We start from the raw sequence: 25,668 nt of genomic DNA on the forward strand, positions 1-25,668 counted from the left end.
TGCGTCAGCGGCAGCAATTCACCCGTGTCCGGCGCACAGATCCGTCCCCGATCGACACCCGCAGGAGAACACTTCACCCATGAACACCGAGCGACTCACCACTCGCAGCCGCGAAGTACTGGCCGCTGCCATCCAGGCCGCCCGATCAGCCGGCAATGCGACCGTCGAGCCGGCCCACCTGTTGCTGGCGCTGCTCGCCACCGACGGCTCCACCGCACCGGCGCTGCTGCGTGCGGTGGGCGCCGATCCGATCGCCGTCAGCAACGCTCTCAAGGGGCAGTTGAACCAGCTGCCCAGCGTCAGTGGGACGACCATCGCCGACCCACAGCTGTCCCGTGAGCTCGCGAACGGCATCACCAGGGCCGAGCAGCTGATGTCCGCGGCCGGTGACGAGTTCATCTCCACCGAGCACCTGCTGGCTGCACTGGCACACAAGGGAAGCCCGATCGGCGACCTGCTGATCCAGCACGGCGCGACCACGGACGCGCTCGTCGAGGCGTTCCCGATCGTGCGTGGCGGCGATCGCAAGGTCACCTCCGCCGATCCCGAGGGCACCTACCAGGCGCTCGAGAAGTACGCCGTCGACCTCACCGAGCGGGCCCGCGAAGGGGCCATCGATCCGGTCATCGGCCGCGACGCGGAGATCCGGCGGGTCATCCAGGTGTTGTCCCGTCGCACCAAGAACAACCCTGTCCTGATCGGCGAGCCCGGTGTCGGCAAGACCGCCGTGGTCGAAGGGTTGGCCCAGCGCATCGTCGCAGGAGACGTCCCGGAGTCGTTGCGGGGCAAGCGATTGATGTCGCTCGACCTCGGTGCCATGGTCGCCGGGGCCAAGTACCGCGGGGAGTTCGAGGAGCGGCTCAAGGCCGTCCTCGAGGAGATCAAGGGCTCCGGTGGCCAGGTGATCACCTTCATCGACGAGTTGCACACCGTCGTCGGAGCGGGCGCCTCCGGTGAGGGTGCGCTCGACGCCGGCAACATGCTCAAGCCGATGCTCGCCCGTGGCGAACTGCGGATGGTCGGGGCGACGACCCTGGACGAGTACCGCCAACACATCGAGAAGGACGCTGCGTTGGAGCGGCGGTTCCAGCAGGTGCTGGTGGGTGAGCCCAGTGTGGAGGATTCCATCGGCATCCTGCGCGGGATCAAGGAGCGGTACGAGGCGCACCACGGGGTGCGGATCTCCGACTCCGCCATCGTCGCCGCGGTGACATTGTCCGACCGTTACATCACCAGCAGGTTCCTGCCGGACAAGGCGATCGACCTGATCGACGAGTCGGCGTCCCGGTTGCGGATGGAGATCGACTCGTCGCCCGTGGAGATCGACGAGCTGCAGCGGCAGGTGGACCGGCTCAAGATGGAGGAGTTGGCGCTGGCCAAGGAATCCGATGCGGCCTCGGTCGATCGGCTGGCCAGGCTGAAGATCGACCTGGCCGACCGCAACGAGTTGCTGGGCTCGCTCAAGGGTCGCTGGGAGCAGGAGAAATCGGGCCTGAACCGCGTCGGTGAGCTGAAGAAGCAGATCGACGAGCTGCGCATCCAGGCCGAGCGCTTCCAGCGTGACGGAGATCTGGCCCAGGCCTCGGCGCTGCTGTACGGCCAGATCCCGCAGCTGGAGCGTGAGCTGGAGGAGGCCTCGCAGGCGGTGGAGCGGACGTTGCCCGGTCAGTCCGGCCAGAAGTCGATGGTGTCGGAGGAAGTCACCCCCGACGACATCGCCACCGTGATCGCCGCCTGGACCGGGATCCCGGCGGGACGATTGCTCGAGGGCGAGACCAGCAAGCTGCTGCGGATGGAGACCGAGCTGGGCAGGCGCGTCATCGGCCAGCGCCGGGCGATCAGCGCCGTCTCGGACGCGGTCCGTCGCGCCCGCGCCGGGATCTCCGACCCGGACCGGCCGATCGGCTCGTTCGTCTTCCTCGGGCCGACCGGGGTCGGCAAGACGGAGCTGGCGAAGGCGTTGGCGGACTTCCTGTTCGACGATGCCCGCGCCATGGTGCGGGTCGACATGAGCGAGTACTCCGAGAAGCACGCCGTCGCCAGGCTGGTCGGTGCTCCGCCCGGGTACGTCGGCTACGAGGAGGGCGGCCAGCTCACCGAGGCAGTACGCCGTCGGCCGTACACCGTCGTGCTGCTGGACGAGGTGGAGAAGGCGCACCCCGACGTCTTCGACATCCTGCTGCAGGTGCTGGACGACGGCCGGCTGACCGACGGTCAGGGGCGCACCGTCGACTTCCGCAACACCTTGCTGATCCTGACCTCCAACCTGGGGTCCGCGGCGCTGATGGATCCGTCGCTGGACGCGGGACAACGGCACGACGCCGTGATGGCTGTGGTGCGCAGCGCCTTCAAGCCGGAGTTCCTCAATCGACTGGACGAGGTCGTCGTCTTCGACGCGCTCGGCCCCGAGGAGTTGGGCGCCATCGTCGACATCCAGATCGAGCAGCTGGCGAAGCGGCTGGCGGCCCGTCGGTTGGTCCTGGAAGTGTCCGATGCGGCCCGGGAATGGCTGTCGCTCAGTGGGTTCGACCCGATGTACGGCGCGCGTCCGCTGCGGCGGCTCGTGCAGTCGGCCATCGGTGACCAGCTGGCGAGATCGCTGCTGGCCGGTGCGATCCTGGACGGAGACACGGTGACGGTCGACATCGACCGCGGGCAGGACGGCGGTCACGAGGACCTGGTCGCAGCCGACGCCCCCGGTCTCGTGGTCAGCTCCACCCGTCCGGCCAAGATCGACTGAGCGCCACCATCCGTCAGACCACACCCGTCGGCGCTGTGACGGGGTCTCGACGCGCTCGTTCCTCGCGTGCTCCCTGTCCTGAGCGACGGAGGAGACGAAGGGGACCACCGAATTCTCCGTTGATCGAGCGACGGAGGAGTCGAGATCCCGTGGTGACGGCACCGGTTGTTGATCTCGACCACCCGAATGCGCCAGATCTACGACGCCACAGGCTCATCCGTGCCTACGCTCTGTGCGGCTGCTCAACGGAGCGGTCATGAGACTGCGCGGTGACCCACCGCACCAGGACACAGTGGAGTGTGGACATGTCTCAGACACCCAGCATGAATGCGCCTTACGGACAGCAACCTGAGGAGGTGGATGCCAGGGTTAGCGCTGAACTTTCCGCTCGGCGCGCCAACTTGCCTGCCGGAACGCTACAGATCATCGGCGGCGCGGTCGCCATCGTCGCTGCGTTCCTGAGCTGGGCCTCATTGCGTGCGAACTCCGTCTCGATCTCGGTGAACGGCATGGGCGACGTCAGCGGTCTGCCCGCCGGAGCGGAGCTGCCGGAGACCAATATTGGTGATGGGTGGTTCGTGATCGGAGCGGGAGCAGTTGCAGCGCTTGGAGGGGTTCTCCTGGTGGTCCTTAAGCAAGGGGCGCTGAGTGTTCTGGGACTGATCGGTGGCTTGGGAGTGCTCGGCCTCGGTGTCTACGAGCTGGTCCAAATTGAAACCGTGATTGGTCGGTTCGAAGCATTGGGTTCGGGCGCTTCGGGGGCGGTCGGGATTGGAATCTGGCTGCTCATCGCTGGAGGTGCCGTCACTCTCATCGGCGTCGATCCGAGATTTGGCGTAGGCCCGCGGACCTCCTGAGTCCTGCCCGACGGACTCACCACCGGAGATCCCGGGTCGCGCACCGCGACCCGGGATCTCTGTCGTCATGGGTCAGCGACGATTCGGAACCTCGTGCGCTGGATACTGAGCGGGCGATCCACGATCCCGGGAGAACCAGTGTCGGCAATCCGATATGTCCGCTGTTGCGAAACACCGGCATGACCAGTACCGCTCAGCGCATCACGTCCGCCGCAGCGGAACTGCTCGGCTCACCGCTCCCCATCGGCGTCCGCTCCTGGGACGGGTCGGAGGTGCCGGCGCCGGTCGGTTCGCCCCTCGACGGCCCCGATGCCCCGCGACTGGTGTTCCGTTCCCAGCGTGCACTGCGCCGGCTGGTGTGGGCTCCCGGCGAGCTCGGCCTCGCCGAGGCATACATCAGCGGTGATCTCGACGTCGAGGGTGACCTGTTGGCCGCACTCGGCGCCATCTGGGCGCCCAGCACCGAGACGCCCGTCAAGCGGTCCGTGAAGAAGTTGCTGCCGCTGCTCGGCGATGCTGTCCGCCTCGGTGCCATCGGTACCAAGCCGCCGCGTCCCGGACAGGCGGCCAAGCTCCGCGGCCGCCGACACACGCAGGACCGCGACCGGGCCGCCATTGCCCACCACTACGACGTCGGCAACGAGTTCTACGAGCTGTTGCTCGACGACTCGATGGCCTACTCCTGCGGCTATTACACCCAAGGACCAGACGGCTCTCTGGTCGACGCCCAACAGGCGAAGCTCGACCTGATCTGCCGCAAGCTCGGGCTCAAGGAAGGCCAACGCCACCTCGATGTCGGCTGCGGCTGGGGATCGCTGATCTGCCATGCGGCGGCCCACTACGGCACCCGGTCGGTCGGCGTCACGCTGTCGCGTCAGCAGTACGAGTACGTCACCAAACGCGTCGCCGATGCCGGGCTGGCCGATCTGGTGACCGTCGTGCACGCGGACTACCGCGACCTCGACAAGCCGGAGATCCTCGATCGCATCGGCGGGAGCAGCTTCGACTCCGTCACCGCGATCGAGATGGGCGAGCACGTCGGCGAGGACGAGTACCCGGCGTTCGCCGCTCTGCTCCGCGACCGCGTCCGCCCCGGCGGCCGGATCCTGGTCCAGCAGATGTCCCGCGGTGAGAACGCTCCCGGCGGCGGCGCGTTCATCGAGACGTACATCGCTCCCGACATGCACATGAAGCCGCTCTCGGTGACTCTCGGACACTTCGGCCGGGCAGGTCTCGAGGTTCGCGACGTGCACGCCCTGCGTGAGCACTACGCGTGGACCTGCGACGACTGGACGGAGATCCTCGAGGCGCACTGGGAGCGTGCCGTGGCGATGCTCGGTGAGACCGGCGCGCGGATCTGGCGCCTCTACCTGGTCGGCGCATCGCTGGCCTTCACCTCCGGCCGGATGGGTGTCGACCAGATCCTGCTGACCCGCCCCCATTCCGACGGCAGCGCCGAACTGCCGGCCGGCCGCGCCGTCTGGGAGCAGTCGTGACCCCGTTCTGGGCAGTGCTGCTGTCGGCTCTCGGGGCCGTCCTGCTGATCATGGCCGCGAGCTTCGTCGTCGGCCGGATCACCGGGAAGTACTCGATCATCGACGCGGTCTGGGGACCCGGCTTCGTCGTCGTCGCCTGGGTGTCGTTCCTGGTGACCCTCGGCGACGGAACACCGACGCTGCGCTGGATCGTGCTGGCGATGGTGACCATCTGGGGCCTGCGGCTGGGGATCTACATCCTGCTGCGCAACCACGGGCTGCCCGAGGATGAGCGCTACACGGAGATGCTGCAGGACTCCGGTCCGAGCGCCATCGTCCGGAAGGTCCAGCTGCCGCAGGGCCTGGCGATGTGGTTCGTCTCGATCCCGGTGCAGCTGGCCATGCTGCTCGAGCGACCGGCGTGGTGGGTCGTCGTCATCGGGATCGTCGTGTGGGCCATCGGGTTGTTCTTCGAATCGGTGGGTGACTCCCAGCTGGCCGCGTTCAAGAAGGACTCCGCCAACAAGGGCAAGGTCATGCGCTTCGGCCTGTGGCGCTACACCCGGCACCCCAACTACTTCGGCGACGCAGCGGTGTGGACGGGCATCTTCCTGACCGTTGCCTGGACCTGGGTCGGGTGGCTCACGGTGCTGTCACCGGTGGCGATGATCTATCTGCTCGTGAACAAGACCGGCAAGGCCCTCACCGAGAAACGGATGAGCAAGAGCAAGCCCGGCTATGCCGAGTACGTCGAAGCCACCTCCGGATTCTTCCCACTGCCCCCGAAGAAGGGGCCCCTGCAGCAGATCGAGAAGAGCCCGTCATGAGTACCCGTCCCACCGCCGCAGTGATCGGCGCAGGTGTGTCCGGTCTGACCGCCGCGTACCTGCTGCGCAAGACTCACGACGTCACGCTGTTCGAGGTGGAGTCCCGCCTGGGCGGTCATGCGCACACCCACCAGGTCGACGACGGTCGCGGCCGGATGATCGGCGTCGACTCCGGATTCATCGTGCACAACGACCGGACGTACCCACTGCTGCGCAAGTTGTTCGGAGAACTCGGCATCCAGGCCCGTGAGGCCGAGATGAGCATGAGCATCCGGCACGAGATCAGCGGTCTGGAGTACGCCGGCGGTCGCGGCCTGGCCGGGGTGCTGGCCCAGCCGCGGCAGCTGCTGTCGCCGAAGTTCCTCGGGTTGATCGCCCAGGTGCGTCGGTTCCACCGGACGGCCTCCGCGTTCCTTCGCTCGTCCACCGATGACGACGAGACCACCTACGGGGACTTCTTGCGCAGCAACAAGTTCTCGGCCGGCTTCATCGAGCTGTATGCCGTCCCGGTGGTGGCCTGCGTGTGGTCGTGCGGGTCGGGTCTGGCACTGGAGTACCCGGCGCGTTTCCTGTTCAGGTTCCTGGAGCACCACGGACTGTTGAGCGTCACCGGCTCGCCGCGATGGCTCACCATCCCGGGAGGATCGGGCACCTATGTCGAGGCGATCCACCAGGTGCTGACGAAGGACGGCCACACCGTGCGGGCCGGGCGCAAGGTGACGCAGGTGATGCGCACCCCGGGCGGGGTCGACATCACCGACGACTCAGGCGTCGCCGCCCCCTTCGACAAGGTCGTGATCGCGACCCACGCCGATCAGGCACTGTCGCTGCTCGGCGACCCGTCGGCCGACGAACAGCGCATCCTGGCCGCATTCCAGTACACCCCCAATCACACCGTGTTGCACAGCGACACCTCGCTGCTGCCCAGGGCACGCGGCGCCCAGGCGTCCTGGAACTATCTCGTCCCCGAGTCGCCGTCGGCGGACGACGGCCCGATCGTCACCTACTGGATGAACAAGTTGCAGAGCCTCGACGCGCCGCGACCGTTCCTGGTCACGTTGAACGCGTCCGATCGGATCGATCCGCAGACGATCATCGCGGAGATGGAGTATCAGCACCCGGTCTACGACCTGGCATCCGGTCGGGCGAGAGTACAACTGCCGCAACTGAACACGGCCGTCACCGCGTTCGCCGGTGCGTACCACGGGTGGGGTTTCCACGAAGACGGGTGCCGGTCGGGTGTGGAAGCCGCCGCAGCCCTGGGGGCCGGGTGGTGAGCATTCCAGTGGTGCCGGCGATCGTCCCCGGTGAGGTCATGCACCGTCGCAGGATCGAGCGGGCGGATCACTTCAGCTATGCAAGCCTGCACTGGCTGGTGGACGTCGACGACCTGCCGACGGTGCGGATCGGCCGCACCCGCTACGACCTCGACCCGGCGGATCATCTACGCGGCAACGGTTTTCGCCACGATCTCGACGAGCTGCTGATGGAGGCGGGACAGCAGGTGCTCGGAAACGACACGGTGCTGCTGTTCGCCCAGCCGCGGGTCGCAGGCAAGGTGTTCGACCCGCTGTCGGTGCTCTGGGTGTACGACTCCAGGGGTGACGTCCGGGTGATGGTCCTGGAGGTGCACAACACCTACGGCGAGCGCAACGCGTACGTGCTTCCCGGTGCGCAGCAGCAGCACCGCGTCGACAAGGACTTCTACGTCTCCCCGTTCAACGACCTCAACGGTGAGTACCGGGTGAGCTGGACCCTCGATGACGGTGCGCTACGAGTCACCGTCAATCTGCACCGCGACGGCGCGCTGGTGCTGGCGGCCACGGTCGGTGGCCCATTGCAGCCGTTGACCTCGACCACGATGCGCCGCGCGCTGCGCCGGGTTCCCGGGCGCAGCTGGCGGGTGCCGGCCCTGATCCGCTGGCGGGGGATCCTGCTGTGGGCCCGCCGCCTGAAGGTGCAGCGTCGCCCCGAGAACGGCGGCAACCTCTCCCGCCCCGCCGAGACCCCGAGTTCCACCCGCCCGTAGCCCCGGTGCGTGGATCGGGGCGCTGCTCCGCAGCCTTCGCTGGATCCTTCGGTTCGCAGGCTCACCGGCGGATCTGACGCGCTGCAGAGGGCTGCGCATCGCCCCCATCCACGGCCCCACCAGTACACAGCCAAGCGGCACATGCGAGCACTTGATGCCGGTCGAGCGAGCGCAGCGAGTCGAGACTGTCTCAGGCGGGCCCGAGGAGGTTCGTCGCGACGGTCGAGTGGATCGACTCGGTGTCGGAGGGATGGAAGATCCCGGCCAACACGTCCCGCTGCAGTCGGGCGAGCTCGGCGGAGTTGCGGTAGCCGCCTCCACCGCTGACCCTGGCAGCACGATCCACCGCGCGGCGGGCCGTCTCCGTGGCGCGGTGTTTCGCGCCGGTGAGGTAGCGGAACCAGTCGGCGCCGTGATCGCGCACCGCGTCGACGTCGGCGGCCAGCGTCTCCAACTCCGGCCGCAGCGCGTCCACCGACAGCGCGATGTCGGCGACCTGCCAACGGATGTCCGGATCGGCGGCGTAGGCAGCCCCGGTGCGCAGGCTCGTGCGCCGGTGCGTCGCCTCGACGGCCAGCTCCAGCGCCCGGTCGGCGATGCCGGCGTACACCGCGGCGATCGACAGCAGGAAGGTCGCGAAGATCCCGAACACGAACGGGTCGGCGTTCGGCCCGACCGGCAGGAACCGGCTCACCCGGTTCGCGGCGACGACAGCGTTGTCCAGCACGGTCGTGTGGCTCTGGGTCGCGCGCATGCCGAGGGTGTCCCAGTCCTCCAGGGACCGCCAGCCGGGGGTGTCCCTGGTGAGGAACCCGTGCACCAGGCGCGGTCCGTCCGGTCCGTCCTGCTGCTTGCCGAAGATTCCCAGCCGGGTCCAGGCGGGGGAGAGCGAGGTGAAGATCTTGGTGCCGGTGAAGGAGAACCCGCCGTCGTCCGCCGCTGTGGCAGTGGTCAGTGAGTCCCAGAGCACCAGGTCGTTACCGGGTTCGCTGTTGCCGAAGGCGAACAGTTCTCCCGCGTCAGCCTCGTCCGACACCCACTGCAACGAGTGGTCACCGCGGGCCGCGAGCACTCTGGCGACGCCGACCCAGACGAGGTGCATGTTGAGGCCCAGCGCGGTCGCAGGTGCGTGGGCGGCCAGCAGGCGTTGGTCGCGCACCACCTGCAGCAACGGCCGCGGTCGCAGGTAGCCGGCGGCTCGCAGCTCGTCGAGATCCTCGGTGAAGAAGCTGTTCTCCCGGTCGTAGCGCTCGGCGCGGCCGCGAATGCGTTCCAGGAGTGTGGGTTCTGAGGCCCCGCCGAGTGCCGGCGAGGTGGCGAGGACGGATTCCGGGATGGGCTGGCTCACCACGCCAATCTACGGCTGTCGGCGAGCTCGCAGGCTCAGTCGTGCGCCGGGAAGCCGCGGAACAGCAGGTGCTCGGCGACCCGCTGGATGTCCCCCGGCAGCGGGAGCTCGTCGGTCACCTTGGTGATCTCGGCTCCGATGTGGGTCGAGCCGACCGCCGCGTCCGGGTCGGCCGGCAGCAGTCCGGAGGCCCGCAGTTCGGTCGCGATCTCCGCCACTTCGCTGTCCGTGAGACGCCGTCGGAGGAGCGCCAGCACAGGAATCGTGTCCTGGGCAGGGATCCCAGCCGGGTACCCCTCACGCAGCCAGTCGACGACCCGGCTGAGAAATCCGGTCATGGTTGCCATGTCCCGCGCCTACTTGTCGACGAACGTCGGGAAGACGTGCTGGAAGCTGATGGTCTTGCCCATCCCCGAGGCGATGATGAACGCGACCCCGGTGAGCGCGACAGCGATCACCAACGCGAAGCAGAGGATCGCGACGACCCGGCCGACGGGATGCGGCGCCGTTGCGGTCGTGGTGCTGCCGTGAGAAGTCCCCCAGGACAACGATTTCATGCCGAGGGCGAAGACAGCCGGTAGGCCGGCGCCGAGCAGCAGCCCGTAGAGCAATACCTTCCAGGCTCCACCCAGGGCGAGTGAGACGTTGTGCACGGTGTGCCTCTCAGTGGGTGCTGGTGAGGGTGGGTGCGGACGTTTCCCGCTTCGCGTCGGCCCAGTCGTCGTTCACGTTGCCGGCGTGGACGGCGGTCCTGCGCGACCGCAGGTACATGTACGTCGCGGCAGCGGCGAGCAGGGCGAAGATGAGCAGCGCGCCACCGAGGCCACCGATGGTGTGACCGATGAACCAGGTGAGTGCACCGACGATCGCGGCGGCCGGCAGCGTGATCAGCCAGGCCAGGGCCATCCGGCCGGCGACCTTCCAGCGGACCTCTGCGCCCTTCTTCCCGATGCCACTGCCCAGGATGGAACCGGTGGCCACATGGGTCGTGGAGAGCGCGAATCCCAGATGGCTGGACACCAGGATGACGGCAGCGGACGAGCTCTCGGCGGCCATGCCCTGCGGCGAGCTGATCTCGACCAGGCCCTTGCCGAGGGTGCGGATCACCCGCCAGCCGCCGATGTAGGTGCCCAGGGCGATGGCCAGCGCGCAGCTGATCTTGACCCAGAACGGCACGGCGGTGGTGGACGTCCAGTGACCGGAGGCCAGCAGCGCCAGGGTGATGACGCCCATCGTCTTCTGCGCGTCATTGGTGCCGTGGGCGAGCGAGACCATCGACGCCGAGCCGATCTGGCCCCAGCGGAAGCCTGCTTCCCGGTAGCGATCGGTCACCGTGCGGGTGATGCGGTGGATCAGGTAGGTACCCGCCGCGGCGATCGCGGCCGCGATGACGGGGGAGAACAGTGCAGGGAGGATCACCTTGCCGACCACGCCGTCCAACTTCGTGCCATCCCCGACCCAGTTGACGCCACCGAAGCCGACCGCGGCGATCCCGGCGCCGACCAGGCCGCCGAACAACGCGTGGGACGAGCTGGACGGGAGCCCCAGCAGCCAGGTGGCGAGGTTCCAGATGATCCCGCCGACGAGGCCGGCGAGCACGATCATCAGGAGCGAGGAGCCACCGTCGGCCAGGAACTCGGGCTTCGGTGCCCCCGACTTGTCCTGGATCTTGATCACCGCGTTCGTGACGGTGAGGGCGACCTCGACGGACAGGAATGCTCCGACCAGGTTGAGCACCGCGGAAAGCGTGACCGCCACCTTCGGCTTGAGTGCGCCGGTCGCGATGGACGTGGCCATCGCGTTCCCGGTGTCGTGGAATCCGTTGGTGAAGTCGAAGGCCAGGGCCGTGACGACCACCAGGATCAGGATCAAGAACTCTGCGTTCATCAGATCAGTGTGCGGCTCGCAGTTCGGTGCCCGAAGCCATCAAAGGCTTGGTTCACCGAGTGTTCATCCAACATGTCGGAGTGTTCCGTCGAGCGTGTCGCGGCCGGGTCCCCACCGGCATGCCCGCGGTCCGACCACCGGCTTCACCGGACCTCTCCGGGGCAGCCCCCACCTGCGCCGATCCGGGAATACCCCGACGGCGCGCAACGCTCGTACAGTGGTGATGATGAACCTCTTCTCCCGGAACTCGCCGACGGTCGACAAGGACTCAGCCCTGCCCGGCCGCGATACTCCAGTGCCGGTCGCCGGTCGGCACACCGTGCTCCACACGCCGATGGTTGCTCCGTTCGAACCGACCGGCACTGCCGAGATCCTGTACGTCGCGTTCGGCTGTTTCTGGGGCGCCGAGCGCATCATGTGGAAGCTTCCGGGTGTGGTCTCCACCGCGGTCGGCTATCAGGGCGGATTCACCCCGAACCCCACGTACGAGGAGGTGTGCACCGGTCGGACCGGGCATGCCGAAGCTGTACTGGTCGCGTTCGATCCTGCGCAGACCTCCGCCGAGCAGTTGCTCAAGGCGTTCTGGGAGAACCACGATCCGACCCAGCTCAACCGCCAGGGCAACGACGTCGGCACCCAGTACCGCTCAGCGATCTACACCACCACCCCGCAGCAGCAGCAGGCCGCGCTGAGTACCCGGGATGCGTTCGCGAAGGTGTTGCGCGACAACGGATACGATGCACCTGCGACCGAGATTCGGTCGGCGGAGGACGCCGGGCCGTTCTACTACGCCGAGGACTACCACCAGCAGTACCTGGACAAGAACCCCGGTGGCTACTGCAACCACGGCCCGAACGGGCTGACGTGTCCCGTCGGCATCGTCCGCCAGGATCAGCTCCCCGCGCAGCAGGACGTGCTCCCCGCGACCTGATCGCTGCCCGACTCCTCGGGCGTGCTCCGACTCGATGCCCACCCGGCCGTGACGCGGGTGGGCATCGCCGTTCCGGCTTCCGGCTCGTTCCTCGCTCGATCAGCAAAAGGGCCCGCTCGATCACCCTCGAACTCCGGTGGTCGAGCAAGCGACGAAGGAGCGCGTCGAGACCCACTCAGATCTGGAACTTGCTGTGGCGCAACGGGATCTCGACTCGTTCCTCGCTCGATCAGCAAAGGGCCCGCTCGATCACCCTCGAACTCCGGTGGTCGAGCAAGCGACGAAGGAGCGCGTCGAGATCCCGTCATGTCGGGGGGAACCTCAGAGGTTGCCGGCGGCCAGCTCCTGCAGGATGTGGTCGGCCTGTCGCATCGCCAGCGCGACGATCGTCAGTGTCGGGTTCGCGGACCCGCCGGTCGTCATCAGTGAACCGTCGCTGACGAACAGGTTGACCACGTCATGGGTGCGGCCCCACCGGTCGGTGACGCCGTCCTCCGCCTTGTCGCTCATCCGGCTGGTTCCCAGGTTGTGGGTCGATGGATACGGCGGGGTGTGGTGCGTGCCGATCGCCCCGACGGCCGTGTAGAGCTCGTCGGCCTTGCCGTAGCCGTAGGCACGCATGGCGACGTCATTGGGGTGGTCGTCGAAGTTCACGTTGGCGACGGGCAACCCGTGGTGGTCCTTCACCTCGGTGTTCAGGGTGATCCGGTTGGACTCCTGTGGCATGTCCTCGCCGACGATCCACATCCCGGCGGTGTGTGAGTACGCCTCCATCTTCTCGGTGAAGGACCGTCCCCATTCGCCGGGCTCGACGAAGCTGGCCAGGAAGGCCGGCCCCAACGAGAGCGTCTCCAGGTAGAAGCCGCCGACGAAACCGCGGCTCGGATCGTGCTTCGCCTCGTCGGCGATGATCCCGGCCATCGTCTCGCCGCGATACATCCGCACCGGATCCTCGAAGCGGGCATACACAGAACCGGTGAGGTGGCGCAGGTAGTTCCTGCCGACCTGGCCGGAAGAGTTCGCCAGACCATCTGCATGACCCTTGGTCGCACTCATCAACAGCAGACGCGGCGTCTCGATGGAATTGCCTGCGACGCAGACGATCCGGGCAGCCTGGTGATGCAGGTTGCCGGCCGAGTCGAGGTATTCGACGCCGTCGACCTTGCCATCCGCGCCGACCGTCACCCTGGTGGCCTGGCACTCCGGACGCAGGTCCAGATTGCCGGTGGCCAGCGCCCGTGGGATCTCCCTGACCAGCGTCGACCACTTGGCACCCTGTTTGTCGCCCTGGAAGTTGAAGCCGTCCTGGATCGATGCCGGTCGCCCGTCGTACGGCTCCGCGTTGGTCGCATAGGGGCCGGTGGCGTAGTACCGGTACCCGATCTTGTCGGCGCCGTTCGCGAACACCATGTAGTTGTTGTTCGCCGGCAACGGCGGCCTACCGTGTCGATGGCTGGATCCCATGGCGATCTCGGCCTTGTCGTACCAGGGTGCCAACTCCGCCAGGTCGATCGGCCAGTCCAGCAGGTGGGCGCCGTCGAGGTCGCCGTAGGTGGTGCCGGCCTTGAACTCGTGCTCCATGAACCGGGGGGTGGCGCCCGACCAGTGCGTGGTCGAACCGCCGACGGCCTTGACGATCCAGGCCGGGAGGTTCGGGAAATCCGTTGCCACCCGCCAGCTTCCGCTGGTGGTGCGCATGTCCAACCAGGCCATCTGGTTGAACGCACGCCACTCGTCGTTCTCGTAGTCCTCACCCGTCAGGTGCGGTCCGGCTTCCAGCACGACGCACTTCACCCCCTGGGTGCACAGCTCGTGCGCCATCGTGCCGCCACCGGCCCCGGAACCGATGATGACGACAACGGGGTCCTTCTCATCGATCCTGGTCATCTCAGTCTCCCTGTGCGGCAGCAGAAGTAGCGGTCGGGGCGTTGTCCGGCTCCGTGACGAGCTCGACGCGCGGTTCGCCGGAGTACTCCTCGATCCGCGGCGTGGGGAGCCAGTCGAGGTCGTCCAACCCGCGGTGCAGATAGCCGCCCTTGGCGAACGAGCTGCCCTCATAGCCCAGCAGGTCCCAGACCTCGTGGTCGTCGTACAGGGCCACGACGGTCGTCGAGTGCACCAGCGCGAAGAACGGGGTGTCGGCGATCTGCCGGATCACCTCGGTGGCGGCTGCGTCGTCCAGCGAGCAGAAATCGCCGTCGGCGCGGCGGTCGAGGTCGGCCAGGCCTCCAGGCAACAGGTCGGCCGAACCGTCGGTCGCCTGGATGGCGGCAGCGCTGCGGCGGTAGGGCCCGTCGGGGAAGGACGGATGCGGATAGGTGACTCGCAGCAGCCGGTGCAGGACCTGCGTGTGGTGGTCGGAGAGTTCGCCCTCGGCGCCGTCACCGACGGCCCGGTCTTCCGCGGAACTCGGCGCGGTGTCGCGCTGCAGTTCGACTTGGTCCTGGGGCGGGTTGGCGGTCACGTGGTGCCTCCTCGTGCGCACGGTCGCATCGTTGCGACCTGGATCACACGGTACGAGTCCGATCCGACCGGCGACAGGGTCGTTCTCATCAGGTGAGAGAACCGCGAATCAGCGCTCCCACCCGGGACGCCACCTGCCGGAGGCGGGTCTCAGTGACCGCCTCCCGGGCGTCGAAACTCGCCGGCCGCGCAGATACCGCGACCGCCCCGATGAGTGCGGCGTCGGCACCGCGGACCGGGGCGGCCGCGCAGGCCCAACCGGCCAGGAACTCCTCGTGCTCCCACGCGATCCCGCGTCGGCCGACATTCTGCAGCTCGTACGCGAGTCGGTCGCGCTCGGTGGTGGTGCGGGCAGTCAGGGCGCGCAGACCGTGCCTGGCCAAGTACTCGTCGCGCGAGTCCGGCCCCCACTCGGCGAGCAGGATCTTGCCGAACGCGGTGGCGTGCGGGACTTCGTGGAAACCGAAGCGCAATGGCTGCAACCTGGGGCAATCCGGTGAGTCGACCACGTGCACGAGCACCAGTTCGGCGCCCCGCAGGACCGCCAGATAGGCGGCAAAGCCGGTGGAGGAGTGCAGCCGGGCGATCTCCGCCGTCACCGGCCTCGACAGGCCGAGCTGCCGATGCAGGGAAAGGCCCAATTGGTGCAGCTTGTGGCCGAGTTCGTAGCGACGCTCGTGCCGGATGTGCACCAGGTAGTCGCTCTCGACGAGATCCCTGGCCAATCGATAGACGGTCGGCAGCGCGAGATCCAGCGCGTCGGCGATCTCCTTGGCGCCGGCGCCGCCGCGGTCGGCGACGACCTCCAGGATCGCCAGCGATCGGGCCACCGGGCCGACCGCTGCCGGGGTGGACATGCCTCCATCCTGCCCGTGCTTCCTTGACGGGGGAAGGGACGGTGGCGACCATGGAACTCCGGTCGCCTCGTGGCCGGATCACACATCGGCAGCGCCGCCCAGGAGGCACCGTGTACTTCATCGTCGTGAAATTCAAGGCCAGGCCCGAGCACACCGACACCTTCCTGGACAGTGTCGACGAGTTCACCCGAGCCACCCGTCAGGAGCCGGGAAACCTGTGGTTCGAGTGGTCCCGCAGCGTCGAGGAACCGGACACCTTCGTCCTGGTCGAAGCTTTCACCGACGACGGTGCCGGGCCCCACGTCAACTCCGACCACTTCAGGAAGGCGATGGTCGACATGAAGCCGCTGGTCGCTGAGACCCCGAAGATTGTCTCCAGGCAGGTCGAGGGCGACGGTTGGGGCGAGATGGGTGAGCTGCAGGTCGACTGACCGGGCACGGCCCTGAGGTGGCAGGGGGCTTGTCTGAACGCTGGCCAAACCGGCAGACGCTGGCAAAGTTCTGCCAGCGTTCGTGCCTTCTGCCAGCGTTCAGGTCCTTCGCCAGCGTTCGGGCGCCAAGTTCCGGGCGCCGAAGACCGCCGCCGACGGCGGCTCAGCGGCCGCGTGGGCTGAGCAGCGACAGTGCGTCGGCCAACCGACCGAGCTGCAGCCCGACGGGTGACACCGGGCCGGCGGGCCGCGCCTGCTCGGGGTAGTGCACCAGCTCCAGCAGATCGCCCACCCGGTCGCCCAGGTCGCTGCCGCCGTCCTCGGCGTTGATCAGGTGCTCTGCCCCGGCCAACCGGCGACAGTCCGTCGCCAACAGTTCGCAGATCTGAGCCAGCTGTTCGTGGGCCCCGGTCGATCTGGCGTCGTCACCGGTGTCTGCCGGCTCGTGGGCCGCCGTCACGGCGATCTTGCGGCAGGTGGCCGCGATGCTGCCGATGACGGCGACCCGATGGCGCAGCCCCTGACGACGGGAGCCGAAGAACCGGGCATGGACCAGGGATTCGGCCAACGCCTCCAGCTGCCGGGCGGCGTCGTCCAGCCGGATGGCGGACGTCAGGAGCCCCGGGTCGTCGTCACCCGTGCGCAGCACTCCAGCAGCACCGTCCAACAGATCGGCCGCGGTGTTCAACAGCGTGCGGCGCGCGGTGCGCACGGTGTCGAGGGTGCTGGTGGGCAGCACGGCCAGGCCCACCACCGCGCCGATCACCGCGCCGGCGATCGTCTCCTCCAGGCGCAGCACCAGGAATTCATCGGAGAACGTTCGCAGCAGACCGTAGAGCTGTCCGAGGGCGACGGTGATCATCAGGACCATGCCGGCGTAGCTGAAGGAGAAGAAGTACCAGGCGAGCGCGAGCGCACCGAGCAGCACTGCGAACGCCAGCGGGACGTTGCCGGCGGTCACGTTCGCCAGCGCCACGGCGATCACCAGGCCGGCGGTGGTGCCGAGCACTCGTGCGATGCTGCGGCGAAGCGTCTCGCTGGCGGTGGCAGCGTTGGTGAAGGAGATGAACGCGGCGATCACCGCCCAGTAGTAGCGCTGCGGGGAGATGAGGTGTCCGACCAGGATCGCCAGGGCCGCAGCCAGCGCGGCTTGGATGGCCTGTCGGGTGGTCAGGGGCAGGGCCAGGATCGCGTCGGACGCGCGTCGGCGCAGCGATCGGGGTCCGCCGGCACGCTCTGCCAACCGGTCGGCCAGTGCTTCCTCGGCCAGCTGCGCGGTTCCCGGCAGACGGCCGGCCCGCAACGTCACCACCGACTCGTAGTCCTCGAGATCTTCTGCCGCGTCGTCGGTTCCGGCAGTGAGCACCTCGCCCGAACGCCACTCCTGGGACAGCCGCAGGAGCCGGTCGGCGGCCCGCCCGACCCGCTGCAGGGCCGCCGGACGCTCGCCGTCCAACAGCGCGGCCACCTCGGAAGCGGCGAGGTCGTACTCGGCCCAGCCCAACGATTCCAGCATCCGGCGGAGTTCCTGCGACTCGGACACCTGCAGACCCTCGACCGCCGGGGCGGTGACGCCGCGGAGCAGATCGTCGGTGGCGATCTCCAGGTCGATCACCCACTGCCGCACCCGCGTGGGGGACACCCCCTCGGGAAGCGTCCGGGCCTCCGAGAGCTGGCCGTCGATCAGCAGCGCGATCTCACCCAGCTGGACGAGCTGGCTGCGCAGCCGTCTCGCCGGATTGCTCGGATGCTCGTCGTCGGCGGCGTCGAGCACGGAGATCAACTCGGCGATGGCCGAACGGCACCGGGCCCGGAAGGCGTTGACCGTGCTGAGCAGCCGACTTGCGGGGTCTTCGTAAAGCACGGTGCACAGCAGCAGCGACACCCAGGCGACCGAGGCGGTGATCACCAGCAGGATGTCCGGCAGCTCCCGCACCGGAGGATCCAGGAACAGGATGAAGAAGAACGACTGCCAGCACAGCATCCCGTACGACACCCAGGCTCCGCCGAAGCGTCGGACCCAGACCACCAGGAACGAGACGCCGACGAACAGCACCAGCTCGGCGGTGTGCCACGGCGCGGTGAGGGTGGCCAGCGAGGCTCCGATCAGGGCAGCAGGTAGACCGGGCAGGGCGGTGAGAATCGTTCTGCGCCTCGTGTTCTCGCGGACGCCTGAGGACAGCAGCATGGCGACGACAGCGCCCAGCAGCATGGCCAGGACCGGCGGCTGGCCGAGCGCGATCGCGAGCAACCACTGCAGCAGCAACGTGCTGGCGATGCAGGTGGCGACCTTGATCCCCAGGCGTAGATGCGTCAGGCCAGGGTCGGAGGCGATCACCCGGTCGACGAGGTCGCGGCGACGGATCCCCAGTCGCGCTCGGCTCAGCGGGGTGCGGGCGAGCTGCTCCCGCACCATCTGCCGCCCGGGGATCTGCACGTCCTCACTCTTCCACCGCGGGTGTCGCGGCCGGTGCTCAGGAGCGTAGGAACTCCAGGACCGCCAACACTCTGCGGTTGGCCGAGTCGTCCTGGTGCAGACCGAGCTTGCCGAAGATCCGCTGGATGTGTTTGGTCACGGCACCTTCGGTCACGACCATGGCCTCCGCGATGGACAGGTTGGACTTGCCCTGGGCCATCAACGAAATGACCTCACGCTCACGGGGGGTGAGCTGCTCGACCGGTGACGAGCGCCGACGGGCGGCCATCACCTGCGCAACCACCTGGGGATCGAGAACGGTACCGCCGGCGGCAACCCGCTCCACGGAGTCCAGGAACTCCTCGATGTCCGACACCCGATCCTTCAGCAGGTAGCCGATGCTGCCGGAACCGGTGGCCAACAGCTCGTCGGCATAAGAGATCTCCACGTACTGCGAGAGCACGAGAATGGGTGCAGCAGACCAACTCCGGCGCACCTCGACGGCCGCGCGCATGCCTTCGTCGGTGTGTGACGGTGGCATCCGGACGTCGACCAGGGCGACGTCCGGACGGTGCCGCAGTACGGCGCTGACGAACGACAGCCCGTCACCGACCGCTTCGAGGACCTCGTGACCGCTCTCGACGAGCAGCCGCTCCAGACCCTCCCGGAGCAACAACGAGTCGTCAGCCATCACGATGCGCATGGAATCTCCGCTACCAGTTCCGTTGGCCCACCGATCGGCGAGCTGAGGTTCATGATGCCGTCCACCCCGCGGATCCGGTCCGACAGGCCGACCAGGCCGTGCCCCTTCGCGAGGGTGGCCCCGCCGAGCCCGTTGTCGCTGACGCTCAACCGGAGCGTTCGATCGAGCATCTCGACGGTCACCACCACGTAGTCGGCCCTGGCGTGCTTGGCGATGTTGGTCAGCGCCTCGGAGATGACGAAGTAGACAGCGGTCTCGACATGGTCGGGGAGCTTCGGGGGTGCGTCGATGGTCAGGTGGACCGGCACCGCGCTGCGGGCGATGACCTCCTCGAGGGCAGCCTGCAGGCCGCGATCGGCGAGCACCGGCGGGGCGATTCCGCGGCTCAGGCTGCGCAACTCGTCGAGGGTGTCGCGGGTCTGGGCGATGGCCTCGTCGATCGTCTGTCGTGCTCGTTCCGGGTCGGTGCCCAACTGGCGCTTCGCCCGACCCAGATCCATCCCCAGCCGCACCAGTCGCTGCTGCGGCCCGTCATGGATGTCGCGCTCGAGACGACGCAACGAACCGGATTCGGCGATCCGTGCCGCCTCCTTACCCTGCACCTGGTACTGGATTTCCTGTTGCAGCGCAGCACGTCCGGAGAGCAGCAGGAGTGCCGGACCGGCGTCCAGCCAGACCGTGGCCCGGGCGACGAACGGCAGCGTCAGCAGGAACAGGACGCCGAGCGCGGTGTAGAAGGCGAGCTGGGTCAGGTAGTCGCCGGACAGCCCCATCAGTTCCGGCAGCGATGTGTTGCCCTCCCCGTCCGGCAGCGACCAGCTCCACAGGATCCAGGTGATCCCACTCAGTGCTGCGGTCCACCAGGCCGCCAGCACGGAGAAGGAGATCGTCGCGGTGATGAAGCCGAACATCGCGTGCACGATGTCGAGCCAGGACTGTGGGTCCACCAGAGTGGTCAGCGCACGTCTGAGCGGGCCGCGTTCACTGCGGTGGTAGACCGGCGACGGCGCGTGCTGGTTCAAGGTCGCGCGGATCAGCCGGCGGCGGGTGACGGCGAATGCTCTGCCGATGTACGCGCAGAACGCGAGCACTGGCAGACCGACGACGATGAAGGACAGACCGAGTCCGACGCCGAAGAAGGCCCAGATGACCGGCACCGCGACGAGCGCGAGCGGGAACACCGCGAGGACGTAGCCGGTGTCCCGCAGGGTGCGCCGGACGAGACCGGGCCGTGGCCGCTGCTGGGTGCCGAGGCTCTCGTGTCCTGCCTGCGGATGGACGGTCACAGTGCTCAGTGTGCGCGGGTCGATCGGGCCCCACCCGTCGTCCGGCGCAGCGTGCACGAATTCTGCCGTGTTCATGCCCATGACGGTAGGCAGCGGGATGACGCCCGGACATCCCGTCGACCCCCCGATCCGATGTCCACCCAGCTGCACATCAGCCCCGCCGCACCGGCCCCTTACGGTGGTCCCCTTCGACTCCTTCGTCGCTCAGGACAAGGAGCAAGCGAGGGACGAGCGCGTCGAGACCCCGTCAGCTGATCGACCGGTCGTCATCGATCGGGATCTCGACTCGTTCCTCGCTCGATCACCGACTCAGCGCGCGCCCCAACCGCCGTCCATGACGAGGTCCGATCCGGTGATGGATGCACTGGCCGGACCGCAGAGGAAAGCGACCGCCGCGGCGATCTCGGCGGGCTCCATCAGACGCTTCACCGGTGAGGACGCGAGGATCACCTTCTCCAGCACCTCGTCCTCCGGCATCCCGTGCGCCTTCGCCTGGTCGACGATCTGCTTCTGCACGAGCGGTGTGCGGACGTAGCCGGGGTTGACGCAGTTGCTCGTCACCCCCTTGTCGGCACCCTCGAGGGCGATCACCTTGGAGAGCCCTTCGAGGCCATGCTTCGCCGTGACGTAGGCGGACTTGAACGGACTGGCGCGACGACCGTGGGCGGAGGAGATGTGCACCACCCGCCCCCAGCCGCGCTCATACATCCCGGGCAGCACCGCCCGGGTCAGCACGAACGGAGCGGTGAGCATCAACCGCTGGATGAACTCGAACTTCTCGATCGGGAAGTCCTGGATCGGTGCGACGTGCTGGACGCCGGCATTGTTGACCAGGATGTCGACGCCGCCGGCCACATCGGCGACCGCGTCCGGCAGCCCGGCGATGTCCGACAGGTCGATGCCGAGCGCCCGTGCTCCGAGCTCGTCGACCAGCGGTTGCAGGCGGTCGGTGTCCAGGTCGACGACGATCACCGCGGCCCCCTGTTCGGCCAGTGTGCGGGCAACGGCGGCACCGATCCCGCTCGCAGCGCCGGTGACGAGGGCGGTCCTGCCGGAGAGCTCAGCTGTCATGACGACCACAGTAGATCCGCGCGTTACGTTGCCAGGGTTTCAGAATCCGCGGGAGCCGTCGATGCTCTCGCGGATGATGTCGGCGTGCCCGGCATGACGGGCTGTCTCCTCGATCAGGTGGAACAACACGTACCGCACGTTGCACACGATGATGTCCGCACGGGCGCAGGGATCGTCCAACTCCCGCGCTGCGACGACGGCGTGGGAGCGCTCGATCTCCTGCCGATAGCGGCCGACCCAGTGTTGGACGGTGTCGCTCTCGTCGACGAAGCAGTCGGCATCCCGCGGCTCAGGACGCACCTCGGGCCAGCCGTCGGACGATTCGCCGCCGGCCATCACCACGTGGAACCATCGCTCCTCCCAGGTCGCTGCGTGCTTGATCAGGCCCAGCAGCGACAGTGCACTGGCGGTGGGGGCCGACCGCGCCTGTGGGTCGTCCAGGCCGAGGATCTTCTTGATCAGCCCCTCGCGCTGCTGGTCCAGGAAGCTGCTCAGCGCGGACCGCTCGGAGGTCAGGCTCAGCTGCTCGTCCATGGGTGCGAATCTACGGGGAACCGGCGAACCCGCGCCGAGATGCAGCCCGGACCGGGCGGACGGAGACTGGTCGGCGTGACGACCAGGGAACATGCCGAGGCCGCGATGCGCAGGATGCTACCGGGAACGACGCGCTGGGCGGTCATCGCTGCGCACGCCGCGATGTGGAGCGTGGTGCCGTCAGCGATCTGGCGCACGGCAGTAGGCGTCGGCATCCCCCTCGGCTGGACCCAGGAACACCTGGACCGCGAACGGATCCCAGGCTTCGGCACCGTCTACGTGATCACGCTCAGCGTGCTGTCGATCGCCGCCGCGTCGCTCACCATCGGTCTCATCCGTCCGTGGGGAGAACGGTTCCCGCGTGGGATCCCGGTGGTCGGTGGACGGCGGTTGCCCATCGCGCCGATCGCGGCTGTGGCGATGATCGGGGCTGTGGTGGTCGCGGTGATCGTCGTGCAGAGCATCGCCCACTGGTCGTCGGTGAGCGGTTTCGCCGACCGGCCGGTGTCGTTCTGGTCGGTGCTGATGCTGCTGTGTTACCTGCCGGCGATCGCCTGGTCCCCGCTGCTGGCGGCAGTCACGGTCGCGTACGTGCGCCGGCGGACGGCGTACCGGGAAGCCGAGGTTGCTTCTCCGGTGGTTCGTTCATAGCCGCGCGCTCGGCCCTCATTCCCCGGTGACCCCGTCGATCGACTGCCGGATCAGGTCGGCGTGCCCCGCGTGCCGGCCGTACTCCTCGATGAGATGGGTGAGCACCCAGCGGGCGGAGAAGTGCATTCCCCGGCTGTTGGCGCGGGCACTGATCCGGTCGAGATCGGTGGGGAAGTCCGTCCGGGACGTCTCGACGGTGGCCCGCCAGAGGCTGCGGGTCTGCTCGGGGGAGTCGTCGGCTGCCGAGTGCCAGTCCCAGTCGGCATCGTCGTCCCACGGAGCGGAATCCCACGGCGCGGCCGGTTCACGGCCGAGCAGGATGTGGCCCACCCAGTAGTCCTCGACGTAGGCGAGGTGCTTGAGCATGCCGCCGAGTGTCATGTCCGATGGCGCCAGCGTCACGGCCAGGCCGGCGGAGTCCAGCCCTTCCGTTTTGAGCCAGATGGTTTCCCGGAGGAAGTCGGCGAACCCGCTGAGGGTCTCGAACTCGGTGCCGTCGAGCGGGGGGTCTGTGCGCGCCATGGTGCCCAGCAGACCAGACGGACCTCGCGCCGTGCCACTGGGTTGTCGAGCGCACCTCTGGCGCGCCGGCCCCGGACCGGATTGACTGGACCCGTGCCCGAACTGCCGGAGGTGACCGCGCTCGCCGCGTTCCTGCGCGAACATGCCGGCGGCCAGCAGGTCACGAGCGCCGTCATCACCTCGCTCAACGTGCTGACCACCTACGACCCGCCGTTCTCGACGCTGGTCGGCCGGACTCTGGACGACGCGACCCGGCACGGCAAGTTCCTCGATCTGACCTTCGGCGATCTGCACCTGGTCCTGCACCTCGCGCGGGCGGGCTGGCTGCGCTGGACGGATGCGCCCAGCGCCAAACCGCCGCGCATGGGCGGCCCGATCCACCTGCGGGTGGTGTTCACGAACGGCGGATTCGACATCACCGAGGCAGGCACGAAGAAGTCCGTCACCGCAGCGTTGGTGCACGATCCACAGGAGGTGCTGGGTGTCGCCCGACTGGGGCCCGACGCCATGAGCCTGGACCGCAGGTCGCTGGAGACGGCGCTCGCCGGACAGACCGGTCGCCTCAAGAACGTGATCGTCGACCAGAAGATCATCGCCGGGATCGGCAACGCCTACTCTGACGAGATCCTGCATGCTGCACGGCTTTCGCCGTTCGCGACGGCCGGCAAGCTGACCTCCGACCAGCTCGACGCGCTGTACGAGGCGGTCGCCGAGATCCTCACCGACGCGATGGTCCGCTCGGTCGGTGGCGAGGCGGCCCGGCTCAAGGGCGAGAAGCGCAGCGGACTGCGCGTGCACGCCCGCACCGGCCTGCCCTGTCCGGTCTGCGGCGACACCGTAGCCGAGGTGAGCTTCGCCGACCGTTCGTTCCAGTACTGCCCGACCTGCCAGACCGGCGGCAGGAAGCTGGCCGACCGGCGGATGTCGCGCCTGCTGCGCTGACCGTGCGCGAGCGTCCCGACGAAACCCTCCACCACGGTTCCCGCTGGTGTTATGGGCATCCGCTGGCAACAAGGACGCCCTTCCCGCCAGCGACAGCACTCAAGACCAGCGACGAGGCAGGGGGCGTTCGTGTCGGCGGCGACCGGGCCGATGTGCTTGCCGCCGGGTTCCGCCACGCCGGTGCGAGGGCGGGTGGAACACTGGACGGATGAGTGAACTCCCCGAAGTTGCCGTCACCGAGGTTCCCGCCGATGCCGTCCTGCTGGACGTCCGGGAGGACGACGAGTGGGCCGCCGGTCATGCTGCCGGCGCCACCCACGTCCCGCTGCCGCAGCTGGCGGAGCGGCTCGCCGAGGTCCCCGAGGGCGATCCGGTCTACGTCGTCTGTCGCAGCGGCGGGCGGTCGGCCAAGGCAACCGAGTTCTTGAACGCCAACGGCTGGGACGCCGTCAACGTCGCGGGTGGGATGTCGCAGTGGGCGGCCGCCGGCAAGCCGATCGAGTCCGCGAGCGGTACCCCCGAGATCATCTGAGCCGGATGGACCCCAGCGACCCACGCACCGGGCCGATTCCCGCCGTGCCGGCCGCCGGTGCGGGCTGGGGCGCTGGTCGACGTGCGGTCCCTGCCCCCCCGCGGCTGACCTGTCGGCGTTGCGGCCGGGTCCAGCCGCCGCTGCCTACAGGAGTGCGGCACTGTCTGTACTGCGGCACCGCGCTCACCGTGCGCAGATGGGCCGCCCACCCGCCGCCGGCAGCTCCGGGCCCGCGGCGTCGGGTGTACCCGCCGGCGGGCGCCACCCCGCGCTACCCGGTGATCCCGCGCTGGGGCTTCCCGGCCTCGATCTGGGTGCGTGACCGGGCTCGCACGAGCGACGTCCGCCCGATGCCGCTCACGGGTCTCCGGGTCGGAGCCATCGCGTGCGTGGTCACCGCGGTGCTGGCCCTGGTCGCCGGTGGCGCCGAGCTGTGGCGGTTCTTGCTGGTGCTGCGGGGACGTACGGAGGTGCTGGACGCCGGTGTGGTCCGCGCCTCCGATCTGCTGGTGGTGATCGCCGGATGGGCTCTGCTGGTGGTGGGTCTGGCCACGGCGGTGGGCGTCGCGGCCACCCTGGTCAGCGCCCATCCGGCAGCGCACCAGTTCGCCGGCGCAACTCCGCCGCGCCGACCGTTCGGACTGTGGTTACCGCTGTTCGTTCCCGGCTGGAACGTCTGGGGTGCCGGCCGGATCGTCGTCGAGACCGAGGCGATGGTGGGCGGCCGCTTGTCTCCGGACGGACGGCCGCGCAGTGCTGCCGTGAGTCGGTGGTGGTGGGCGAGTTTCGTGCTCTCCGAAGTGCTGGTGGTGGCGACGTTGCTGCGTTCTCTGGGCCGCTCGGACCAGGCCCTCGCTGACGCCATCGAGTTGCGCATCGCGCTCGACCTGGTGGCGGCGCTGCTCGCCGTCGTCACCGCGGTGCTGTTCCGTCGGATTCGGCGACGGGTGCATCCGCGGGCCGAGCTGCCCCGCGGTTGGACGGTCCGCTCTCCCGACCCCACCCGCATTGCCGTCGCCGACCCTGCGGCGGCGCGTCGCCGGTCCGGGGTCCTGCCGCCCACCGGCCCGACCATCCTGCCCCGGCTCGAGGACCTACCGGTGGCGCCGCTCGAGCCGACAGCGGGCGAGGCAGTGGCACATCGGTCGTGAACGCGCAGCGGTCCT

Annotated in this window: 25 protein-coding genes; 12 read left to right on the forward strand and 13 right to left on the reverse strand. The window is 68.4% G+C overall.

Features of this window, described 5'->3' with window-relative positions; all coding sequences use genetic code 11:
• Positions 1 to 79: 79 nt before the first annotated feature.
• The 6 genes from clpB to ABLG96_RS02875 all read left to right on the forward strand — a co-directional run bounded on the left by clpB (position 80) and on the right by ABLG96_RS02875 (position 7,928).
• Complete coding sequence (gene clpB, locus ABLG96_RS02850) at positions 80 to 2,740, forward strand: ATP-dependent chaperone ClpB (RefSeq protein WP_353649919.1); 2,661 nt, start codon at positions 80 to 82, stop codon at positions 2,738 to 2,740.
• Positions 2,741 to 3,045: 305 nt separating this feature from the next.
• Positions 3,046 to 3,597, forward strand: coding sequence for a hypothetical protein (locus tag ABLG96_RS02855; RefSeq protein WP_353649920.1), 552 nt, complete (start codon positions 3,046 to 3,048; stop codon positions 3,595 to 3,597).
• 179 nt (positions 3,598 to 3,776) lie between these two features.
• Positions 3,777 to 5,093 carry a cyclopropane-fatty-acyl-phospholipid synthase family protein gene (locus ABLG96_RS02860; protein WP_353649921.1) on the forward strand — a complete coding sequence of 439 codons (1,317 nt, stop codon included), beginning with the start codon at positions 3,777 to 3,779 and terminating at the stop codon, positions 5,091 to 5,093.
• Complete coding sequence (locus ABLG96_RS02865) at positions 5,090 to 5,899, forward strand: DUF1295 domain-containing protein (RefSeq protein ID WP_353649922.1); 810 nt, start codon at positions 5,090 to 5,092, stop codon at positions 5,897 to 5,899. Before ABLG96_RS02860 ends, ABLG96_RS02865 begins: the two co-directional genes overlap by 4 nt.
• A complete protein-coding gene (locus tag ABLG96_RS02870) occupies positions 5,896 to 7,176 on the forward strand; it encodes an FAD-dependent oxidoreductase (RefSeq protein ID WP_353649923.1) in 1,281 nt (426 codons plus the stop codon). Before ABLG96_RS02865 ends, ABLG96_RS02870 begins: the two co-directional genes overlap by 4 nt.
• Positions 7,173 to 7,928 (forward strand): DUF1365 domain-containing protein, encoded by a 756-nt coding sequence (locus ABLG96_RS02875; RefSeq protein ID WP_353649924.1) that lies wholly within the window; start codon positions 7,173 to 7,175, stop codon positions 7,926 to 7,928. Before ABLG96_RS02870 ends, ABLG96_RS02875 begins: the two co-directional genes overlap by 4 nt.
• Positions 7,929 to 8,118: 190 nt before the next feature.
• On the opposite strand, the gene ABLG96_RS02880 is transcribed toward ABLG96_RS02875, so the two are convergent.
• From ABLG96_RS02880 to ABLG96_RS02895, 4 genes are read right to left on the reverse strand one after another with little or no spacing between them, the layout of a single operon-like run.
• Positions 8,119 to 9,264: an acyl-CoA dehydrogenase family protein gene (locus tag ABLG96_RS02880; protein WP_353651358.1), complete on the reverse strand. Its 1,146-nt coding sequence runs from the start codon at positions 9,262 to 9,264 to the stop codon at positions 8,119 to 8,121.
• A 47-nt stretch (positions 9,265 to 9,311) separates the two neighbouring features.
• Positions 9,312 to 9,623, reverse strand: coding sequence for a DUF3349 domain-containing protein (locus ABLG96_RS02885; RefSeq protein WP_353649925.1), 312 nt, complete (start codon positions 9,621 to 9,623; stop codon positions 9,312 to 9,314).
• A 9-nt stretch (positions 9,624 to 9,632) separates the two neighbouring features.
• Positions 9,633 to 9,929, reverse strand: coding sequence for a hypothetical protein (locus ABLG96_RS02890; protein WP_353649926.1), 297 nt, complete (start codon positions 9,927 to 9,929; stop codon positions 9,633 to 9,635).
• Between the two features lie 10 nt (positions 9,930 to 9,939).
• Complete coding sequence (locus ABLG96_RS02895; protein WP_353649927.1) at positions 9,940 to 11,163, reverse strand: inorganic phosphate transporter; 1,224 nt, start codon at positions 11,161 to 11,163, stop codon at positions 9,940 to 9,942.
• Between the two features lie 223 nt (positions 11,164 to 11,386).
• Here ABLG96_RS02895 and msrA point away from each other — a divergent pair, with 223 nt between their 5' ends.
• Entirely contained in the window at positions 11,387 to 12,094 is a 708-nt protein-coding gene (gene msrA / locus ABLG96_RS02900) for a peptide-methionine (S)-S-oxide reductase MsrA (protein WP_353651359.1), read from the forward strand.
• A gap of 321 nt (positions 12,095 to 12,415) precedes the next feature.
• Here msrA and ABLG96_RS02905 read toward each other — a convergent pair whose 3' ends face one another.
• The 3 genes from ABLG96_RS02905 to ABLG96_RS02915 all read right to left on the reverse strand — a co-directional run bounded on the left by ABLG96_RS02905 (position 12,416) and on the right by ABLG96_RS02915 (position 15,414).
• Positions 12,416 to 13,981 carry a GMC family oxidoreductase gene (locus tag ABLG96_RS02905; RefSeq protein ID WP_353649928.1) on the reverse strand — a complete coding sequence of 522 codons (1,566 nt, stop codon included), beginning with the start codon at positions 13,979 to 13,981 and terminating at the stop codon, positions 12,416 to 12,418.
• Between the two features lies 1 nt (position 13,982).
• Positions 13,983 to 14,558 (reverse strand): hypothetical protein, encoded by a 576-nt coding sequence (locus ABLG96_RS02910; RefSeq protein ID WP_353649929.1) that lies wholly within the window; start codon positions 14,556 to 14,558, stop codon positions 13,983 to 13,985.
• Positions 14,559 to 14,646: 88 nt separating this feature from the next.
• Positions 14,647 to 15,414 carry an IclR family transcriptional regulator gene (locus ABLG96_RS02915; RefSeq protein ID WP_353649930.1) on the reverse strand — a complete coding sequence of 256 codons (768 nt, stop codon included), beginning with the start codon at positions 15,412 to 15,414 and terminating at the stop codon, positions 14,647 to 14,649.
• 110 nt (positions 15,415 to 15,524) lie between these two features.
• Here ABLG96_RS02915 and ABLG96_RS02920 point away from each other — a divergent pair, with 110 nt between their 5' ends.
• Positions 15,525 to 15,845, forward strand: a complete 321-nt coding sequence (locus ABLG96_RS02920; protein WP_353649931.1) for a putative quinol monooxygenase — start codon at positions 15,525 to 15,527, stop codon at positions 15,843 to 15,845.
• Between the two features lie 163 nt (positions 15,846 to 16,008).
• On the opposite strand, the gene ABLG96_RS02925 is transcribed toward ABLG96_RS02920, so the two are convergent.
• From ABLG96_RS02925 to ABLG96_RS02945, 5 genes are all read right to left on the reverse strand, one after another.
• Positions 16,009 to 18,282: an FUSC family protein gene (locus ABLG96_RS02925; protein WP_353649932.1), complete on the reverse strand. Its 2,274-nt coding sequence runs from the start codon at positions 18,280 to 18,282 to the stop codon at positions 16,009 to 16,011.
• A 37-nt stretch (positions 18,283 to 18,319) separates the two neighbouring features.
• Positions 18,320 to 18,964 carry a response regulator transcription factor gene (locus tag ABLG96_RS02930; RefSeq protein ID WP_353649933.1) on the reverse strand — a complete coding sequence of 215 codons (645 nt, stop codon included), beginning with the start codon at positions 18,962 to 18,964 and terminating at the stop codon, positions 18,320 to 18,322.
• Complete coding sequence (locus ABLG96_RS02935) at positions 18,952 to 20,325, reverse strand: sensor histidine kinase (RefSeq protein ID WP_353649934.1); 1,374 nt, start codon at positions 20,323 to 20,325, stop codon at positions 18,952 to 18,954. The genes ABLG96_RS02930 and ABLG96_RS02935 overlap by 13 nt, the downstream gene beginning before the upstream one ends.
• 234 nt (positions 20,326 to 20,559) lie before the next feature.
• Positions 20,560 to 21,321, reverse strand: a complete 762-nt coding sequence (locus ABLG96_RS02940; protein ID WP_353649935.1) for a 3-hydroxybutyrate dehydrogenase — start codon at positions 21,319 to 21,321, stop codon at positions 20,560 to 20,562.
• Positions 21,322 to 21,360: 39 nt separating this feature from the next.
• Positions 21,361 to 21,855, reverse strand: a complete 495-nt coding sequence (locus tag ABLG96_RS02945) for a DinB family protein (protein ID WP_353649936.1) — start codon at positions 21,853 to 21,855, stop codon at positions 21,361 to 21,363.
• A 75-nt stretch (positions 21,856 to 21,930) separates the two neighbouring features.
• Between ABLG96_RS02945 and ABLG96_RS02950 the strand changes: the two genes are divergently transcribed.
• Positions 21,931 to 22,506, forward strand: a complete 576-nt coding sequence (locus ABLG96_RS02950) for a hypothetical protein (protein WP_353649937.1) — start codon at positions 21,931 to 21,933, stop codon at positions 22,504 to 22,506.
• A 15-nt stretch (positions 22,507 to 22,521) separates the two neighbouring features.
• Here ABLG96_RS02950 and ABLG96_RS02955 read toward each other — a convergent pair whose 3' ends face one another.
• Positions 22,522 to 23,028, reverse strand: a complete 507-nt coding sequence (locus ABLG96_RS02955) for a DUF664 domain-containing protein (RefSeq protein WP_353649938.1) — start codon at positions 23,026 to 23,028, stop codon at positions 22,522 to 22,524.
• Positions 23,029 to 23,121: 93 nt separating this feature from the next.
• On the opposite strand from ABLG96_RS02955, the gene ABLG96_RS02960 reads away from it, so the two are divergent.
• The 3 genes from ABLG96_RS02960 to ABLG96_RS02970 all read left to right on the forward strand — a co-directional run bounded on the left by ABLG96_RS02960 (position 23,122) and on the right by ABLG96_RS02970 (position 25,653).
• On the forward strand, positions 23,122 to 23,970 hold the full coding sequence (locus ABLG96_RS02960; RefSeq protein WP_353649939.1) for a DNA-formamidopyrimidine glycosylase family protein: 849 nt from the start codon (positions 23,122 to 23,124) through the stop codon (positions 23,968 to 23,970).
• Positions 23,971 to 24,178: 208 nt separating this feature from the next.
• Positions 24,179 to 24,502: a rhodanese-like domain-containing protein gene (locus ABLG96_RS02965; protein WP_353649940.1), complete on the forward strand. Its 324-nt coding sequence runs from the start codon at positions 24,179 to 24,181 to the stop codon at positions 24,500 to 24,502.
• Between the two features lie 188 nt (positions 24,503 to 24,690).
• A complete protein-coding gene (locus ABLG96_RS02970) occupies positions 24,691 to 25,653 on the forward strand; it encodes a DUF4328 domain-containing protein (RefSeq protein ID WP_353649941.1) in 963 nt (320 codons plus the stop codon).
• The last annotated feature ends 15 nt before the right edge of the window (positions 25,654 to 25,668 follow it).

It is taken from the genome of Nakamurella sp. A5-74 (genome assembly GCF_040438885.1).
Classification (GTDB): domain Bacteria; phylum Actinomycetota; class Actinomycetes; order Mycobacteriales; family Nakamurellaceae; genus Nakamurella.